This is a genomic window from Methylophilus methylotrophus DSM 46235 = ATCC 53528, assembly GCF_000378225.1.
GTDB lineage: Bacteria > Pseudomonadota > Gammaproteobacteria > Burkholderiales > Methylophilaceae > Methylophilus > Methylophilus methylotrophus.
Window position 1 is genome coordinate 264,058 of the sequence record NZ_KB905143.1, and the last position, 16,351, is coordinate 280,408.

At 51.1% G+C, this 16,351-nt stretch carries 13 protein-coding genes and 3 tRNA genes; 2 read left to right on the forward strand and 14 right to left on the reverse strand.

The genetic code is table 11. The features are described from left to right. Positions 1-22: 22 nt before the first annotated feature. Positions 23-2,920: a valine--tRNA ligase gene (locus F463_RS0109760; protein ID WP_018986901.1), complete on the forward strand. Its 2,898-nt coding sequence runs from the start codon at positions 23-25 to the stop codon at positions 2,918-2,920. 31 nt (positions 2,921-2,951) lie between these two features. On the opposite strand, the gene F463_RS0109765 is transcribed toward F463_RS0109760, so the two are convergent. Then, complete coding sequence (locus F463_RS0109765; RefSeq protein ID WP_018986902.1) at positions 2,952-3,974, reverse strand: zinc ribbon domain-containing protein; 1,023 nt, start codon at positions 3,972-3,974, stop codon at positions 2,952-2,954. A 141-nt stretch (positions 3,975-4,115) separates the two neighbouring features. On the opposite strand from F463_RS0109765, the gene F463_RS0109770 reads away from it, so the two are divergent. Then, positions 4,116-4,328 (forward strand): (2Fe-2S)-binding protein, encoded by a 213-nt coding sequence (locus F463_RS0109770; protein WP_018986903.1) that lies wholly within the window; start codon positions 4,116-4,118, stop codon positions 4,326-4,328. Here the strand turns inward: F463_RS0109770 and F463_RS0109775 are convergent. The 13 genes from F463_RS0109775 to F463_RS0109835 all read right to left on the reverse strand — a co-directional run bounded on the left by F463_RS0109775 (position 4,325) and on the right by F463_RS0109835 (position 16,321). Beyond that, positions 4,325-5,071, reverse strand: a complete 747-nt coding sequence (locus F463_RS0109775) for a HesA/MoeB/ThiF family protein (protein WP_018986904.1) — start codon at positions 5,069-5,071, stop codon at positions 4,325-4,327. The genes F463_RS0109770 and F463_RS0109775 overlap by 4 nt on opposite strands. 15 nt (positions 5,072-5,086) lie before the next feature. Beyond that, positions 5,087-5,812: a type II secretion system protein gene (locus F463_RS0109780; protein ID WP_018986905.1), complete on the reverse strand. Its 726-nt coding sequence runs from the start codon at positions 5,810-5,812 to the stop codon at positions 5,087-5,089. Then, positions 5,809-6,993 (reverse strand): hypothetical protein, encoded by a 1,185-nt coding sequence (locus tag F463_RS0109785; RefSeq protein ID WP_018986906.1) that lies wholly within the window; start codon positions 6,991-6,993, stop codon positions 5,809-5,811. The genes F463_RS0109780 and F463_RS0109785 overlap by 4 nt, the downstream gene beginning before the upstream one ends. Then, positions 6,990-7,601: a hypothetical protein gene (locus F463_RS0109790; RefSeq protein ID WP_018986907.1), complete on the reverse strand. Its 612-nt coding sequence runs from the start codon at positions 7,599-7,601 to the stop codon at positions 6,990-6,992. Before F463_RS0109790 ends, F463_RS0109785 begins: the two co-directional genes overlap by 4 nt. Continuing rightward, entirely contained in the window at positions 7,601-9,091 is a 1,491-nt protein-coding gene (locus tag F463_RS0109795) for a hypothetical protein (RefSeq protein WP_245545206.1), read from the reverse strand. The genes F463_RS0109790 and F463_RS0109795 overlap by 1 nt, the downstream gene beginning before the upstream one ends. Before the next feature lie 23 nt (positions 9,092-9,114). Continuing rightward, positions 9,115-10,314, reverse strand: a complete 1,200-nt coding sequence (locus F463_RS0109800) for a type II secretion system F family protein (protein ID WP_018986909.1) — start codon at positions 10,312-10,314, stop codon at positions 9,115-9,117. Beyond that, on the reverse strand, positions 10,311-12,032 hold the full coding sequence (locus F463_RS0109805; protein WP_018986910.1) for a GspE/PulE family protein: 1,722 nt from the start codon (positions 12,030-12,032) through the stop codon (positions 10,311-10,313). Before F463_RS0109805 ends, F463_RS0109800 begins: the two co-directional genes overlap by 4 nt. Positions 12,033-12,034: 2 nt before the next feature. Further along, positions 12,035-12,742 carry a tetratricopeptide repeat protein gene (locus tag F463_RS14630; protein WP_018986911.1) on the reverse strand — a complete coding sequence of 236 codons (708 nt, stop codon included), beginning with the start codon at positions 12,740-12,742 and terminating at the stop codon, positions 12,035-12,037. Continuing rightward, positions 12,739-14,619: a type II secretion system protein GspD gene (locus F463_RS0109815; RefSeq protein WP_018986912.1), complete on the reverse strand. Its 1,881-nt coding sequence runs from the start codon at positions 14,617-14,619 to the stop codon at positions 12,739-12,741. Before F463_RS0109815 ends, F463_RS14630 begins: the two co-directional genes overlap by 4 nt. Positions 14,620-14,738: 119 nt before the next feature. Then, a complete protein-coding gene (locus F463_RS0109820) occupies positions 14,739-15,716 on the reverse strand; it encodes a GGDEF domain-containing protein (RefSeq protein ID WP_026295490.1) in 978 nt (325 codons plus the stop codon). A 321-nt stretch (positions 15,717-16,037) separates the two neighbouring features. Further along, positions 16,038-16,113 (reverse strand) — tRNA-His (locus F463_RS0109825). A 15-nt stretch (positions 16,114-16,128) separates the two neighbouring features. After that, positions 16,129-16,205 (reverse strand) — tRNA-Arg (locus tag F463_RS0109830). A 39-nt stretch (positions 16,206-16,244) separates the two neighbouring features. Beyond that, positions 16,245-16,321 (reverse strand) — tRNA-Pro (locus F463_RS0109835). Between the last annotated feature and the right edge of the window lie 30 nt (positions 16,322-16,351).

Here is a 16,351-nt window from a genome sequence, read left to right on the forward strand (position 1 = left end):
CCGCTGTGTTAAAATCACGCGCATGACTACTCCTACTCAAAACTCCAATCCAGCGCGTGAACTCGCTAAATCGTTTGATCCTAAATCCATCGAAAGCCAATGGTATGCCTTTTGGGAAAACAAAGGCTTTTATGCCGCAGGCCTCAATCCTGAAGTTAAAGATAACTTCTGCATTCTGCTGCCTCCTCCCAACGTCACAGGCACCTTGCATATGGGCCATGGCTTTAACCAGACCATCATGGATGCGTTGACCCGCTATCACCGCATGCGTGGCGACAACACTTTGTGGCAACCAGGCACTGATCATGCAGGGATCGCGACGCAGATTGTGGTTGAGCGTCAGCTCGATGCACAAGGCGTCAGCCGCCATGACCTTGGCCGCGAGAAATTCCTGGAAAAAGTATGGGAATGGAAAGAATATTCCGGCGGTACCATCACCAAGCAAATGCGCCGCCTGGGCACCTCGCCAGACTGGAGCCGCGAGCGCTTCACGATGGATGCTGGCCTCAACAAGGTTGTCACCGAGACTTTTGTACGCCTGTACAACGAAGGCCTGATTTACCGAGGCAAACGCCTTGTGAACTGGGATGTGAAACTGGGTACCGCTGTTTCTGACCTCGAAGTGGTGCAAGAGGAAGAAGACGGCTCCATGTGGCATATCAATTATCCGCTGGCGGATGGTTCCGGCCATCTGACTGTCGCAACAACGCGTCCGGAAACGATGCTGGGTGACGTGGCCGTCATGGTGCATCCGGAAGACGAGCGCTATGCGCACTTGATTGGCAAAAATGTTTCTCTGCCACTTTGCAACCGTGAAATCCCGGTCATTGCAGATGAATACGTGGATAAAGAGTTCGGCACCGGCGTCGTGAAAGTGACGCCCGCGCACGACTTTAACGACAATATGGTGGGCCAGCGTCAGGGCTTGGATAAGATCGTGATCCTCAACTTGCAAGGTTTTGTTCCTGCTGCGGCTGAAGTGTATGCCGCTGATGGCAGCGCCAAACCAGCCATCAACCTACCAGCCAATCTGGTTGGCCTTGAGCGGTTTGCCGCCCGTAAACAGGTGGTGGCAGACCTCGAAGCAGGTGGCTTCCTGGTTAAAGTTGAAAAACACAAACTCAAGGTCCCTCGTGGTGATCGTACCAATGTAGTCATTGAGCCCATGCTGACCGACCAGTGGTTTGTTGCCATGAGCAAGCCTGGTGAAGACGGCAAGAGCATCACGGAAAAAGCACTGGAAGTGGTGGCCAATGGCGAGATCAAGTTTTACCCGGAAAACTGGGTGAATACTTACAACCAGTGGCTCAACAACATCCAGGACTGGTGTATTTCACGTCAGTTGTGGTGGGGTCACCAAATTCCGGCGTGGTATGGCGAAAACGGTGAAGTGTTTGTCGCGCATGATGAAGCTGAAGCCAAACAAAAGGCATCAGAAGCGGGTTATACCGGCAACCTGAAACGTGATGAAGATGTATTAGACACTTGGTACTCATCCGCATTGTGGCCCTTCTCCACACTGGACTGGACCGGCGATGAAGCCATGGACGCACAGAACCAGGCTTTACAGCAATTCCTGCCCTCCTCTGTGCTGGTCACAGGCTTTGACATTATCTTTTTCTGGGTAGCGCGTATGGTGATGATGACCAAGCACATCACGGGCAAGATTCCGTTCAAACATGTCTATGTGCACGGCCTGATCCGCGATGCCGAAGGCCAGAAGATGTCGAAATCAAAAGGCAATGTGCTGGACCCTATCGACTTGATCGATGGCATTGACCTGGAATCACTGGTGAAGAAGCGCACGACCGGCTTGATGAACCCGAAAGATGCCGAAAAAATTGAGAAGCGCACACGCAAAGAATTCCCGGAAGGCATTGCTGCTTATGGCACCGATGCCCTCCGGTTTACCTTTGCCAGCCTGGCCTCACCTGGCCGTGATATCAAATTTGACCTGCAACGCTGCGAGGGTTACCGCAACTTCTGCAACAAGTTATGGAACGCCACACGTTTCGTGTTAATGAATACCGAAGGTCAGGACAATGGCTTTGGCGTAGAGAGCTGCGAAGATGGTGGCCGCAAATTCAGCCAGGCAGATCGCTGGATTGTTTCGCTGTTGCAACGGACAGAAGCTGAAGTAGAGCGCGCCTTTAACGATTACCGTTTTGACCTGGCAGCAAAAGCCATTTACGAGTTTGTCTGGGACCAATACTGCGACTGGTACCTGGAAATTGCCAAGGTACAAATTCAGGGAGGTAGTGACTCTGAACAACGCGCTACCCGCCGCACTTTACTGCGCGTACTGGAAACCGTCTTACGCCTGGCGCATCCGATTATTCCGTTTGTGACAGAAGAAATCTGGCAGACAATTGCACCAATGACTGAGCTCAAAGATAAGTCACGCGGCACCGAAAGCATCATGTTGCAGGTGTATCCTAAAGCAGACCCGGAAAAAATTGACGAGCAAGCCGAAGCTTGGGTTGCCACACTGAAAACCGCAGTGGAAGCCTGCCGTAGCCTGCGTGGCGAAATGAGTATTTCACCCGCCGCCAAAGTGCCATTAATCGCCGCAGGTGACGCCGCGCAATTAGCGGCTTACGCCCCTTATTTGAAGTCATTGGCAAAACTGGAAAACGTGGATATCGTGGCTGAACTGCCAGAAGCCGACGCGCCAGTGATGTTGGCTGGTGATTTCAAATTAATGCTCAAGGTGGAAATTGATATTGCTGCTGAAAAAGAGCGCTTAGGTAAGGAAATTGCACGCTTGCAAGGTGAAATTGCCAAGGCTAACGGCAAGCTGGGTAACGAAAGCTTCGTTGCCCGCGCACCCGCTGCTGTGGTTGAGCAGGAAAAAGCCCGTCTGGCAGACTTTACTGCCAGCCTGGAAAAACTGCAGGCTCAATTGGCTAAACTGAAATAATTTTCTAATGAAGCTTCAGACCGCCGCCCTCTCAGGCGGCGGTGCCACACTTGTGGCAAAACTTGGCAAAGGCGCTTTTGCGCGACTGGCAGGCATTGCAATAGTTGTGCAAGCAAATGCCGCAATGCGTACAGAAATCACTTTGCTCGTTCTTCAAGTCTACATTCCGCTCACAGCCAGGGCATACATTTTTTGCTAATCTTGCCAGTGCAGTGTCATAACCAAGCTCCTCCCGTCTTTGAAACTCAGGCTGCGACTCCGCCAGCTTTTGCTGTTCCAGGTAGTTCTGCAAGGCGGTAATCGCATACTTTCCGCCCACGACAGTGAATACAATACCCACGGTATAGCGCACATAGCCGCCATAATCTGGCAAATAAGGCACCAGCTCAACAAAGAAGGCCATCAGTGCAAAAATAATAAAACCCCATACAAACGGCCAATATTGGGATTGACGCTTTTTGGCAAATAACCAGGCAGCCAAAGCCAGCAAAGGTAAAGTCACTAATAAGCGATATAAAAATACACGTGTTTCCTGCGCCTCATAAGCATCGTCTAATTGTTGGCGAGCAGCGTCTTCCAATGTATCCACCTGCGCCAGCAGTTGCGTTTCATGCTGGGAAATATCCGTTTGCTGCTGCTGGATATCCTCAATCGACCTTTCAGCATCCCGTTCCAGTTTCTTGAGCATATCCAGTGTGCGTGTGCGGCTGACCAAATCATCTACTTCATCCGTCGTATCTCTGGTTTTGACCCAGTTATCGAACGTCGTGCGTGCCGCCTGGTAATCTTTTTGCCGGATAATGAGCTGTAAATTAGCTTGCTCGAGTTGATCAGCAAGCGTTTGGCGCTGCCTGGCAAGCCCTTTCAATTCTGTGCGTAATGGATCAACTTGGGTATGACTCACAAAATGCTCAGTCGTGTAATCAGTCTCCACACGCGGCAAATCACCAATAATGCTTTTACCCAGCCCGGTTAAAAACCAGGCAAAGATGATTGCTACCATCCATAGTGCACGGTTAAACCACTTTTCGGATAAACGAACGCCTTTATTCATCAGCCTGCCCTTTCAACGGTATGCATGGATGCTAACGGGGTTTAGCCCTCACAGCAATAGTGCTTAATTTGCCAGGCTGGCATCCCCCATCTATCTGCCGTTAAAATGCCAGCTTAAACTCAATATTAAAATCGTGTCCGAATGTGTGAAACCGACGAAGAAAACCCGAAAGAAGTGTTGTGCAGCTGTAGCGGCACGACGCGGGGATTGATTATCGAACTGGTCAAGCAGGGCAAGGACCTTGAGGGGATTTCCCGTTACTCGGGCGCCCTCAGCGGGTGTGGTGGTTGCGAATGGGAGATATCCGAATTGGTCAATAGACTCCAGGCCGAGAATTCAACGCCAAAAGCTTAATGACCACACACCGCGCAGGAAGCATCTTTTTTCAGGCGTATGGTGCGCCACTCCGCATTGAGTGCATCCAGCAAGAGTAAGCGGCCCTGCATGGTGTGACCAATATCCAGCAAAATCTTCAGCGCTTCGGCGGCCTGCGCCGTGCCTACCATGCCCACCAATGGCGCAAACACGCCGTTATCAGCACAACGCAATTCCTGGTCATCGCCCACATCCGGATACAAACAGTGGTAGCACGGGCTATCTTCATGACGGAAATCAAACACGCTTAACTGTCCCTCAAAACGGATCGCGGCCCCAGAGACCAAAGGGGTTTTGTGGTTGAAGCAAAGCTGGTTCAGCAAGTAGCGCGTGACAAAATTATCAGAGCAATCAATCACCACATCTGCGACTGAAACACGTCCGGCAAGCGCGTCCTCATTGAGCCGGATCGTTTCGGCATACACTTTGACTTCAGGATTCAGTTTGGCAATCGTTGCCTGGGCTGACAGGGCCTTGTTTTGCCCTACCGCTGCCGTGGTATGAATAATCTGGCGCTGCAAATTGGTGAGGTCCACCTGGTCAAAATCACAAATGGTCAAGGTGCCCACCCCTGCGGCCGCCAAGTACATGGCCACGGGCGCACCCAACCCTCCTGCACCAATAATCAGTGCATGGCTTTGCGTCAACTCTTCCTGCCCCGCATATTCAATCTGCGGCAGCATAATGTGTCTGCTGTAACGTAGCAATAAATCGTCTTGCATCTAAATTCCGTTTATTCAAGGCAGTCTTTGCGCCTGCACCATCTGCTGTATTAGCAACTTGGGTGACAGCATCACCAGGCGGTCATCAAACACAGCACCACCCGTCTGCTGTTGTGCTTTATCGACAAAAACGAGGTCGCCATCTGCGTTTTCCTGTTCGTCAGGATGTACAGGCGCCGACATGGCATAGGTTTGCCCACCAGACACCGATTGTATGCCACCCAGGCCATTTTCGCCATGCGAAAGGATGATTGCTCCAGGCCGACTAGGGATGCTGGTGACCGCCCCAGCCTCGCCAGTCACTTGAATATTACTGGCACTCTCAGCGGCGGAGATGGCAAACCACTGGGCATGATGGGTAAACGTACTATCGGCCCGATAACGAAAAAAGCGCCCCCAGGCATCGGTTGCCGCCACACCTAATTGTAGCCATGGCAGAATCCCTTCATCAATGGTGCAAGTCTGGTTTGCCAAGACGTTCTCCCAGCCATCCGGCGGCTGATCAGCATCCGGGCATGGCAGATAATGATAAATAATGGCATGCCCCAGTAATGCCTGCTGCGCCTGCGTCAGGCGCTGGTCAGTCTGCTGATATTTATGTAAACCATTCTGTACGCGCAAGGGCGTCATTAACCACCCCATCATCATACTGAGAATCACGAGCGCCAAGGCCATCTCCAGTAAACTGAAGCCATGGATAAGTTTTTGCATCCGCTGGAACTCGGGAATACGCTGGCTCATTGCTTCATCACACGCTCAAAAATGTCGTTGCTTGGCAACGTCAGTGCGGAGGCATTTTGTGCCTGCAAGGCCTGTAACGTGGATGCCTCCAGGTAGGCATTCAGATTCCCCTTATCAGTTGTACTCTCCCGGGATTGCCCCGGTAGACGCTCTCCTGCCACGATAATAGTTGTTTGCGTTGAAGCGGACTGGTAAAACACTTGCTCCCGCCAGCTATTCTGCTGGAACCAGTGGTGCTTGGCATCGCCGTCCAGCATGTGCTGCGTGGTGCCAGGCCAATGTGCATCAGCATCCACAGGCAATCTCCCTATGTTCACCGAAGTGGGGAGGCATTGTCCGGCTGTCACCGACTGGAAACCAAGGCAGCGGTCATCCTCTGCCGCAGCGGGGGATGGATAGGTGGGGCATGGAGATAGCGTGCAGCGCAGGCTGCGCTTGAGTTCGCTCAAGACGTGCTTTTGCATTTGCTGGTGCATGCTCCCCGCAGTGATGGGCCAAACCACATCATTGAAGTGAGGGCTAGATGCCGTCATGACAAAACCGTTTACTGTATTTTCGACAGGACTAGCATTATCCAAAGCATGGATATCAAGATAGTGCTTGGCTATTTCGCTGGAGGATTCTTGCCTTTGCTGTACCCAACCATCTTTCCGCACCAGTGGGTGCATGGGCGCAATGAGCACAGCTACCACGCCATTGCCCTGGGTTGCATCCCAGTGTAAGCCTTCTGTTAGTAGCAGGCTCCAGGTGCCAGGCGTGTCGAGGTTTAATGGCAAGATGCGCGGGTTGTTTTTGTAACGCTCAGACACGGCATACCACAATCGCTCCCCACTGCCATCACGCACGTCGCCAATGCCCAAGGTTTTCCATGGCAGTCGCCCCAGGCGGGCCGTATTGCTGCATGAGGTCTCAGCAATACCGTCGTTATTACGGTCAGGACATGGCAGGTCTCCAGGACGTGGGCAATTTGACTCGCACTGGGTGAGCCCCAGCGGCTGCTGGGCATAAGCCAGTAACGCCTGTTTTGCCAGCGCAAGCGAAGTGATCGTTTTATGCATGGTCAATTGCTTGGCAGGATAGGTATTGGAAAGCTTATACAGCATCCATCCGCCCGCGCCAGACAGCAATAACAGGACAACCCAGACGGCCACCCCTTTCTGCAAGATAGGCGTGGGCATCATGACGACCCCGCCATTGCTAAGACATTAGGGAAATTAAACATCGCCAGATCACATTGGACGGCAATGGACGCCGCCTGTTCTGCCAACTGCCATTGGCAACGACGCACGAGCAACATACCGTGATATTGACGCTGCAACGCCCGTAACCACTGACTCACGTCCAACTCATGATGCACCGACCAGCTGATTTGGATGGGAGTGACCGTGAAATTGAGCTCAGGAAATTGCTTAAGCGGCGATTGCTGACGACACTGGCCTCCTGGGCAAGCCATCGATGGCTGAATCTGATATGCCAAATGAGGGAGAGAAAACTGTTGCTGCAGGTTTGCCCAAACAGACCCCCACTGATCGAAATCTGGCAACTGCATCAACCCGGATGCCTGCCATTGCTCGCGATGTGCAAGGTAGTAACTCATCTCAGCCTGGTAGCTGGCATACTGCATGGCTTGTTGCTGTGAATGCTGCCATTGTTTCTCCGCTTCTGCCAGTGCCTCTTCAGCATTGCGCTGACGATACAAGACTAACGCCAGCAACATGCCCAACAAACTTAACACGGTTAACCATGCAAACATGGTGATACGTAAATCTCGCCAATAGAAACCCGCCATCACGATTGCGCCATTTTCTGAATGCGTTTTAAATACAATTTAAGTACGGTCTTTTCTGCCGAAGGCATTTGACGAGTGTCGCCCTGCCGAGATGAAGCATAGGCATCAGACGGACGGACAACTTCCACCTTTTCAATCTCTGGGAGGCTCCGCAGGCTGTTGTATAGCTGTTGCCACTCTGCTTGTGCCTGATGATTGAACTCCCTGGTTATCCATGTCGTTAGTAGTGCTTGCTGGTCATCTTTGCCGTCGTCAGGTGAATCCGTTGACCAATTCGCCTCCCATTCCAGGACGGTCAGTTGCCAGTGAGAGATATCCGCCACGGCGTTGTGCAGTAAAAGCAATGCATCACCTGGCAAGTCCACTCTAGTCTCTAAGGTTTGAACGGCCTGCGTGAACGCTCGCAGACGTGGCAACTGCGCAGGGCTCGGCTCACTGACAGGCTGGGCTGACTTTAACCCTTGTAGACGATGGTTGAGTTGTTCTGCTTGCAGCAAATCGTGTTGCGTAGCCTGCACCCCCACCCAACCCGCCAAGAACATTAAACCGGTCATGGCAGCACCTGCCCAATGTAACTGACGCTTCAAACGAGCGATGTGCCTGGGCCGCAAAGCTTCCTCAGGGGCTAAATTGGGCAATGCATCTCTTTGCAAGATAGAGTGCATGGCGGCCCAATCCATCGCGTCTAGCGCTTCTGGCGCTGGGTTGCTAGCCAAGTGGCGCGATAATTCAAATGCAGGGATATATACCCATGAATAGTGAGATGGCAAATACTTTTTTACCTCTCTCACATCAACTGGCACCTCACCCACCCAGACTATCTGTAACACATCCGATTCCTGTATCCATCGCTGCTGAGTGAGTGTCAAACGGGTTTGATTAGCCTCTTGGGCAATGCGCTCAAACCGGAGATCCAGATCAGAAAATCCCTCTCGCGGTAAAGAAATCAGACGGCTAAAGAACAAGCGCTCTTGCTGAGAATAGCTCATTCGCACCTGCTGTTGTCTACACTGGATGCATAAGCGATGCACCACGCCTTTTGGCAATGCCGGTAACCAACAGGCCAACGTCAGCGCCTGCGTATACACACCCTCGATACGAAGCGATTGCCTTTGTAACTCCGGTAGCCAAGCTGACAATGGTGGATAGAAGATTGCCGCGAACAGAAAGCGATCTTCTTTGCGCAGGGTTTGCACGCTATTCAGGCGGAATACCGTATGCAATCCTTGTGCAAAAGGCCAGGCAGCCAATTTGCGCAACAAGAACTGGCGTCCGGCGGCGCCACGTACATGGGGTAGAGTTTCGACGTGATATTGCTCATCCGCAAGATTGCTTAAAAATATAATCCTTGCCTGCGGAAACTGTTGACACCAGCGCAGCAAAGCCAGGCGACTTCCCTCGTTAGCGAGATCACATGCCCGCAACGCCAGCATCTCCTGCCCGGAAAAAAGGGCGATATGCACACCTGTTTCTTGATCAATGAGGATCACAAACCGATGCTTAGCCATCATCATTAATAGCGCAGACTTGAAAAACTGTCATACACCGGCAACATCACGGCTGCCATCAAAAACAATAACATCAGGCCTAGGCTGATAGTGAGCGCCGGCTCCAGTAACCGCAACAGTGTTTGCAGCTGTGACTGTACCTCCCTGTCGTAAAAGGTAGCCAACTGCAACAGCATACGGTCAAGCGCACCTGTCGTTTCACCGACACTGAGCATACGTAACATTAATGGTGGAAATTGCAGCGTGGCTTTGAAGCTGGATGTCAGACTCTCACCTGCCTGTACGCGCTGATGCACTTCTGCCAATGCCCGTGCCATGACACGTTGCTGCAATAGGGGCTGACACCACTCCAGCGCCTGCAATAAAGGAATCCCGGTCTGGTACATCAAGCCCAGGAAACGGCACAACCGGGCTAATACCAACTGGTGCAGGAGCCGGCCAAAGACCGGGATTTTCAATAGCCATTGATCCAGCAACAATGCCGCTTTGGGAGAATGACGTACGATCAGGATCAGCGCGCCGACCAGCAAAACCATGCCGAGTAGAAACCAGCCGCCATAGGCCATCACACCATCAGAGAGTGTTAGCAGCAACCGCGTGGACCATGGCAGCTCCTGACCGAGGCCTTGCAGAAAGCTGGCCATCTGCGGCACCAGGAATGTCAACATAACATAGGCCGCCACGGCCACCATGACACACAACACCGCAGGATAAGTCAGGCCACGACGGATTTGGGCCAGCAATTCAGCCTGCCAACTCAGCGTGCGAGTCAAATGCCCGAAGACCTCGGATAACTGACCCGTGCGTTCCCCCGCATCGACCAATTGACCGAATAAAGGCGGAAATATATTGGCTTGCGCCTGAAATGCTTGTGACAACAACCTGCCCGCCTCCAGATCGCGATATAAAATACGCAAGGCTGCCCGCAGGCCTTTATGTTCACTTTGTTCCGCCAACTCGGCGATTGCCTGCAATAGGGGCACACCCGCTTGTAGCAACTGCTCCATTTGTATGCAAAACACGATCAACACGGCGCTATTTACACGTGGCTTACGCCTGAATAAAGGTTGCCCAAGCTTGTATGTCAGTAACTCCAACTCTTGCTGCTGCAAACACTGCACAAGCGACTGCTCCGAGGGCACGTCCATACAGCCACGTTGCTGGCGACCAAGCTGGTCAATCGCAGTATATCGATAATAAGTCATATCAACCCTGTACGATTGCTGAGGACGCTTAAGTCGACCACCCGGCGCAATTCCTGCAGACTGGTTTCTCCTGCCCTGACCAGCCTTAGCCCCTCTTCTGCCAGGGTAGTATATCCATGCTGCCGCGCCTGATTTTGCAGGCATTCCATCGTCAGTGATTGCGTCAGCATTGACTCCATGTCGCTATGTATGGCCAATACTTCCATAATCACCAACCTGCCTCGATAACCACTCATACGGCAGTGCGTACATCCTACCGCCTCAAACAGGCGACTTGGTTCGGTTTGCCCAGCGGCTGTCGTTTGCTGCAACCATTCGATCAGGGCATGATCAGTCTCGATTTCCCGCTTGCAAGATAAGCACAGCTGCCTGACTAATCGTTGGGCAATCACTCCCACCAGGCATCCCGCCATCATGTGAGGACTGACACCCAGGTCTTTCAGGCGTGCGAAAGCAGAGGCAGCACTATTCGTATGCAAGGTCGTCATGACCAGATGGCCAGTCATCGCTGCACGTATGGCCATGGCAGCCGTCGACTCGTCGCGCACTTCACCGACCAGAATAATGTCTGGGTCTTGCCGCAGAATGGCGCGGATACCATTGATAAAATCCACCTTATTTGCAGCATTGACCGAGGTTTGCCGCATCAGTGGATGAGGATATTCCACGGGATCCTCAAGTGTCATGATATTGACATGCTCGTGGTTGAGATGCGCCAGCATGGAGTACAGGGTCGTTGTTTTTCCGCTACCGGTAGGTCCTGTCAAAATCAGCAAGCCTTCCGGTTTGGTGAGCATTGCCTGGACCTGCTCGAGTTGTGTGGTACGCAAGCCCATCGCATCCAATGGAATAATGGCCTTATCACGATCCAGCACGCGTAATACTATATTTTCACCATGCAATGTGGGATGGCTGGATACCCTGAAATCAATCTGCCGTCCGCATAGAAACAGATCTACTCTGCCATCCTGGGGCATACGTTGCTCGGCAATATCCATCCCGGACAATATCTTGAGCCGCACACACATTGCAGGCCAATATCGCCCATGCAGGCATCGGATTTGCCATAGCACGCCATCAATACGGTACCGAATCCGCAAGAACGCCAGCTCAGGTTCAAAATGGATATCAGAAGCTCCTTGCTTGACGGCATCAATGAGCACTGCATTGACCAGCCTGATGACAGGCCGTGATTCCTGCTGAATTGAGGGTAAGCCGGTGGCGTGCTCCTGCTCAATATCACGCAAAATGCTGTCTAGCGACAGGCTGTGTCCATAAAACTTGTCTAATGCTTGTTCCAGATGTGCCTCGGTAGCCAGGACTGGTTCAAGCGTGATGTTTCCTCCCAATAGGCGACGTAATTCCTCCAGCATCTGTGGCTGCTTTTGCCCAGAGAATGCAATGCGCATGACGCCTTTGTCTGCAGAAAAATGTAGCGGCAATACTTTATGGAGTTTGGCAAAGGCCTCTGGCACCATGGCCATCGCCTCGTGATCTGGAATGACCTGATGCAGGTCTATGCTCTCCTGCGCATGATGCTGCGCCAATGCATCCCGGATGATGGCATCTGTCACAAAATGCAACCGGACCAATTGCTGCCCTAACAGAAGATGACTTTTATGCTGTTCAATGAGTGCGATCTCCAGCTGATCAGCCGTGATCATGCCTTTTGCCAGCATCCATTCTCCCAAGCGGGCCTGACCGGTAACCGCCTGCATATTCAATCCGCCACCTGTAGCAGAAGAGGATCATCATCCGGCACATAATCTGGAATCTCCTGACGTATTCTTCTGAGATAGTCTTCGCGCTGGGAGAGATCGCCTTGTTGACCGATGACCACCAACATACCCGCCAAGGCAACGACATGATGCGGGTCTTGCTGCAGAATCTGTTCAAACGACTGGCGCGCAAGATCAAAATATCCTGACTGTAGTTGATACTTGGCATTGGCAAGTTGCTGCGTCATATTCGTTTCATGCAGGCGCGTTACCTCCAGCTGCCAAACCCGGGAATTGGCCTGTTGAGTGACTTTCGTTGAAGCTGCTATCTCTGGTTGTCGGTTCACACTTGGTGGCGCTTTGGTTTCGGCCTGCTTGAAACGAAATAGACTTTGAACCAAGTCAGATTGTCTGTCTTGCACTACCGGCAAGACGTCGGCAGGCGGCATTAGGGCGATTGATGTGATTAATTTTTGCTGAGACTTCTGCTGCTGATTCGATTGAGGTGCTTGCCTGCTTTCCTCAAAAAAGTGGTAAGTCTGCTGACAGGCGAGAGAGACACATAACACAACGCCGGTCCACAAAAATACGTGCATCAGGCTTTCAAACTCCCGTGACTCTCGGTGTATCAATGCCCCACGATATGGTTGTGGCCTGTGAAATCGCTTGATAACACTGCGGACACTCATCATTTGCCGCCCAGGATTCATGATGGCTCCTCATTAATCTCGAAATCGGACGGTAATGCTTCCGGCAGTAAGGGCTGGAATGACTGCAAGTCACCTGATTTCACATCTGCCATGCCAATCACGGTCGGCCGCAGAAAAACAATCAGCTCAGTTTTTTTCGCTGCTTGATTTTTACCGGTAAATGCCTGTCCAATCACAGGTAGCCTGGATAGGCCTGGCACTTTGTCGGTAAATTCTCGTTGATCCTCCTGCATCAAGCCACCCAGCACAGCGATATTGCCGCTAGCAATATTCAGAACGGATTCCATTTCGCGCACTTGTATTTCAGGAATACTACTGACGATGCGCGCACTGCCACTGCCAAGCTGGGGATTAGGATCTTCGATATAGCGTAACACCTTGGAGACCGTGGGCCGGACGTTTAAATTGACGCGTTGACGGCTGTTTATTTGGGCGGTGACTGCCATGACCAACCCGACAGGCACCGTGTTTGCCGTCGTTGTCACTGCCTGCAAATTGTTGCCACTATTACTGCTGCTTTGTGAAATTTGCGACTGAATGGTGAAATACACCAGGTTATCGACCACTTTGAGTATGGCAGTCTGATTATTCAACACCATCAGTTTTGGGCTGGATAACACACGGGTCTTGCCAAACTGCTCAAGTAAAGTGACGCTGGCGCCGAGGTTACCCAAACGACTCAGTGGATTAAAATACCCCAACATAAATGCGACGCTACCGTTATTTTGACCCAATGCATTTTTACTGTTATTGCTTTCCCAACTGCGATTGGCCCGATTAAATTGGGCAGCTTCGCTACCCAGCGATTGTGCAAACTGCCAGCCGCGTTGCTGGGCAGAGGCCGAGAGTCTGCTCCAGTCTATGCCCATCTGGAAGCTTTTACTGAGTTCGACTTCGACGATTGTGGCTTCGATCAACACCTGCCTGGCAGCCACCTGCATCACCGATTCAAGGTAAGAGCGCACCTGAGCCTGCTGGCTTTGCGACGCCCTGATGGTCAAAATACCGGCTTCGGGATTAGTCATCAACCGTGAAGCACGCCAGCGCACACGTGCCCGTTCCGTTTTTTCGGGATTAATAGCCTTTTCAAGCACTGGCGAACCTGGTATTGATTCTGATGGCGTACTTGCCTGATCGGCCAAATGCAGTAAGGAGGAGGTCCCTTCCATCACTTCATCACGTGCATTGCTAGCCTTATCCGTTTCATCCAGTAAGGTCTGTATATTCTCAACAATACTTTCCCACAAGTGATACCGAGATTGTGATGTCACTGCTGTTCTGGAACTATTGCTGGATCCACCCTGCACCCCAGCGACTTGTGTTGTGCTATTATTTCCGGTGCCTGTAGCTGCCCTGCCAGCACTGTTGATTTCGCTGGCGACGCCGATATAGCCAGTAGTATCCCGGCTCATATTGACACAGTTCAGCTTATAGCTGCGTATGACGGGCATGTCCGGCGTCACAGACCACACGCCATTTGTCCATTCGTAATACATGTCCAACTGTTTGGACATGCGTGACAGAATTGAGGGAACAGACTGCTGGATGGCATGGAGGGTGACCTTACCGCGCAAACTAGGATGGATATCAATATTCAACCCACTCTCTCGTGCAAGCGCCAACAAAACCTCCTGCACCGGCGCATCGTGTACAACCAGGTTAATCAGTAAGGTCGGCGTTGCCGACTTCAATGGCGGCTTGATCGAAAGCGTGGATTCAATCTCTGAAATATCCACTTCTGGATAAGTTGGCGCCAGGGGCATGCTGGCAGGGGTTGCCTCTGGCAAATGCAAGGCAGCATTGGGGATAACATCTGCAGGCTGCCTAACGCAGGCTGAGTGTGATAAACCAACCAGCAGGATGATAACAAAACGCATCCACTCCCCTCTTCAGATGTTTGATATTTTTAACATATATTAATTTTAATTGATGTAAAAAGTCAACTCATCGTGACGATGAAGAGAATAGGACTGGCAAGGATTGCCATCTTTAAAATTTAGAACAACTCGATTTCGCCTGTAATGACGCTGTCTTTCAGCAAACCCTGCTCAATCAGGGTTTCATAGTAGCAAATCTGATTTCTACCATGTTCCTTGGCGTAATAAAGTGCTTCATCCGCACGTTCCAGCACGGTATTAGGCAACACATTAAGCGCCATTTGCGAGCAACCAATACTGATGGTGACATGGCCAACTTGCGGGAAGCTATATTCTGCCAGGGCTTCTCTAAACCTTTCGAGCAAGTTCACGATATCTTGCGGTTCAGCGCAAGAAAACACACCCACAAACTCTTCACCGCCAAAGCGGAATAGTAAGTCGCCATCGCGAAAGGTTTCCTGCATCAAACGGGATAATAGGATCAATACTTCATCGCCTATGAGGTGGCCGTAGTTATCATTAATGCGTTTGAAAAAATCAATATCAAAAATCACCAGGTAGTGGTGTAGAGGAAAACGGTATTCCGGCTTGTAATCATTGAGCAGGATTTTGCTCACGCATTGGTCAAATGTTTTACGGTTGAGCAATCCGGTCAAGCCATCGCGCTCATTTTCGATAATCAGGCGGGCATAGTAATGGAACATCTGCAAACATTGCTCGATGAGCGCTATCGCTTCGTTAGCCAAGCCCTCATGCTGAATAAGCAAGATCGCATTTTTGTGGGCAATGCTTTGTTGAAGCGGAAAAATATGTAATTTACCCACCGCTGTTTCCAGGCATTGATGCTGGCGATGTTCCTGATCCAGATAATTCAGCAACATTTCATAAACTTCGACTGGGAAGGCCTCAAAAGCAGGATCAGTACTTGCATGTTGAGTATTCATGACCGAGACCAGCTGGCGCCTGGATAATACCTGCATCTTGATAGGCTGAGCTTGTGCAGCAAAAATGCCAAGCCAGTGCTGCATAAGCAACAGCAACGCGGGATCCAAAGCAAGACTTTCCCTGATTTTGGTCAGGTTTATCAGGCTTTGCATAAATTTGTTCAAATCCAGATGTGTAGTCATGTACGAGACAAATACGTTTTCGCACACTTTATCAAACATAGAATTTGGACTTAGTGACGAAGAGAGCGCACTTTAGCGACCAATTTTGGATTTAAGCCAGACTTTCCATTAGGACTTGAAATGACAACGAAGGGCAGTTTGATGGATTTTTTGTGCAAATTTGAGGGTAATAGTCATTCTATTGGCCGAAAATTTGCACAAACTAAAGACGCAAACTGAACGAGTTGGCATTCAAGTAGATTTAAAAATCGCCTAATGGAAAATCTGGATTTAAGCAGGAGAATAGGTAAATGGGGTGGCTAATCGGGCTCGAACCGACGACAACCGGAATCACAATCCGGGGCTCTACCAACTGAGCTATAGCCACCACTGGGAAAATTTTTGGCCTGCCCGACAGGAATCGAACCTGTAACCCCCAGCTTAGAAGGCTGGTGCTCTATCCAGTTGAGCTACGAGCAGATAGTAGTTACATGCCGATCAGGCAATCCAGAGAAAAACTGGTCGGCGTGGAGAGATTCGAACTCCCGACATCCTGCTCCCAAAGCAGGCGCGCTACCAGACTACGCTACACGCCGAAAGCAGAAATATAACCGATTTTACGAATT

What these genes read in the sequence shown, in the direction of transcription:
- F463_RS0109820 (WP_026295490.1), bottom strand. Translation starts at nt 15,716, where the DNA reads ATGCAAAGCCTGATAAACCTGACCAAAATCAGGGAAAGTCTTGCTTTG.
- F463_RS0109765 (WP_018986902.1), bottom strand. Translation starts at nt 3,974, where the DNA reads ATGAATAAAGGCGTTCGTTTATCCGAAAAGTGGTTTAACCGTGCACTA.
- F463_RS0109790 (WP_018986907.1), bottom strand. Translation starts at nt 7,601, where the DNA reads ATGGCGGGTTTCTATTGGCGAGATTTACGTATCACCATGTTTGCATGG.
- F463_RS0109775 (WP_018986904.1), bottom strand. Translation starts at nt 5,071, where the DNA reads ATGCAAGACGATTTATTGCTACGTTACAGCAGACACATTATGCTGCCG.
- F463_RS0109760 (WP_018986901.1), top strand. Translation starts at nt 23, where the DNA reads ATGACTACTCCTACTCAAAACTCCAATCCAGCGCGTGAACTCGCTAAA.
- F463_RS0109780 (WP_018986905.1), bottom strand. Translation starts at nt 5,812, where the DNA reads ATGAGCCAGCGTATTCCCGAGTTCCAGCGGATGCAAAAACTTATCCAT.
- F463_RS0109815 (WP_018986912.1), bottom strand. Translation starts at nt 14,619, where the DNA reads ATGCGTTTTGTTATCATCCTGCTGGTTGGTTTATCACACTCAGCCTGC.
- F463_RS0109805 (WP_018986910.1), bottom strand. Translation starts at nt 12,032, where the DNA reads ATGCAGGCGGTTACCGGTCAGGCCCGCTTGGGAGAATGGATGCTGGCA.
- F463_RS0109800 (WP_018986909.1), bottom strand. Translation starts at nt 10,314, where the DNA reads ATGACTTATTATCGATATACTGCGATTGACCAGCTTGGTCGCCAGCAA.
- F463_RS0109785 (WP_018986906.1), bottom strand. Translation starts at nt 6,993, where the DNA reads ATGATGCCCACGCCTATCTTGCAGAAAGGGGTGGCCGTCTGGGTTGTC.
- F463_RS14630 (WP_018986911.1), bottom strand. Translation starts at nt 12,742, where the DNA reads ATGAATCCTGGGCGGCAAATGATGAGTGTCCGCAGTGTTATCAAGCGA.
- F463_RS0109770 (WP_018986903.1), top strand. Translation starts at nt 4,116, where the DNA reads ATGTGTGAAACCGACGAAGAAAACCCGAAAGAAGTGTTGTGCAGCTGT.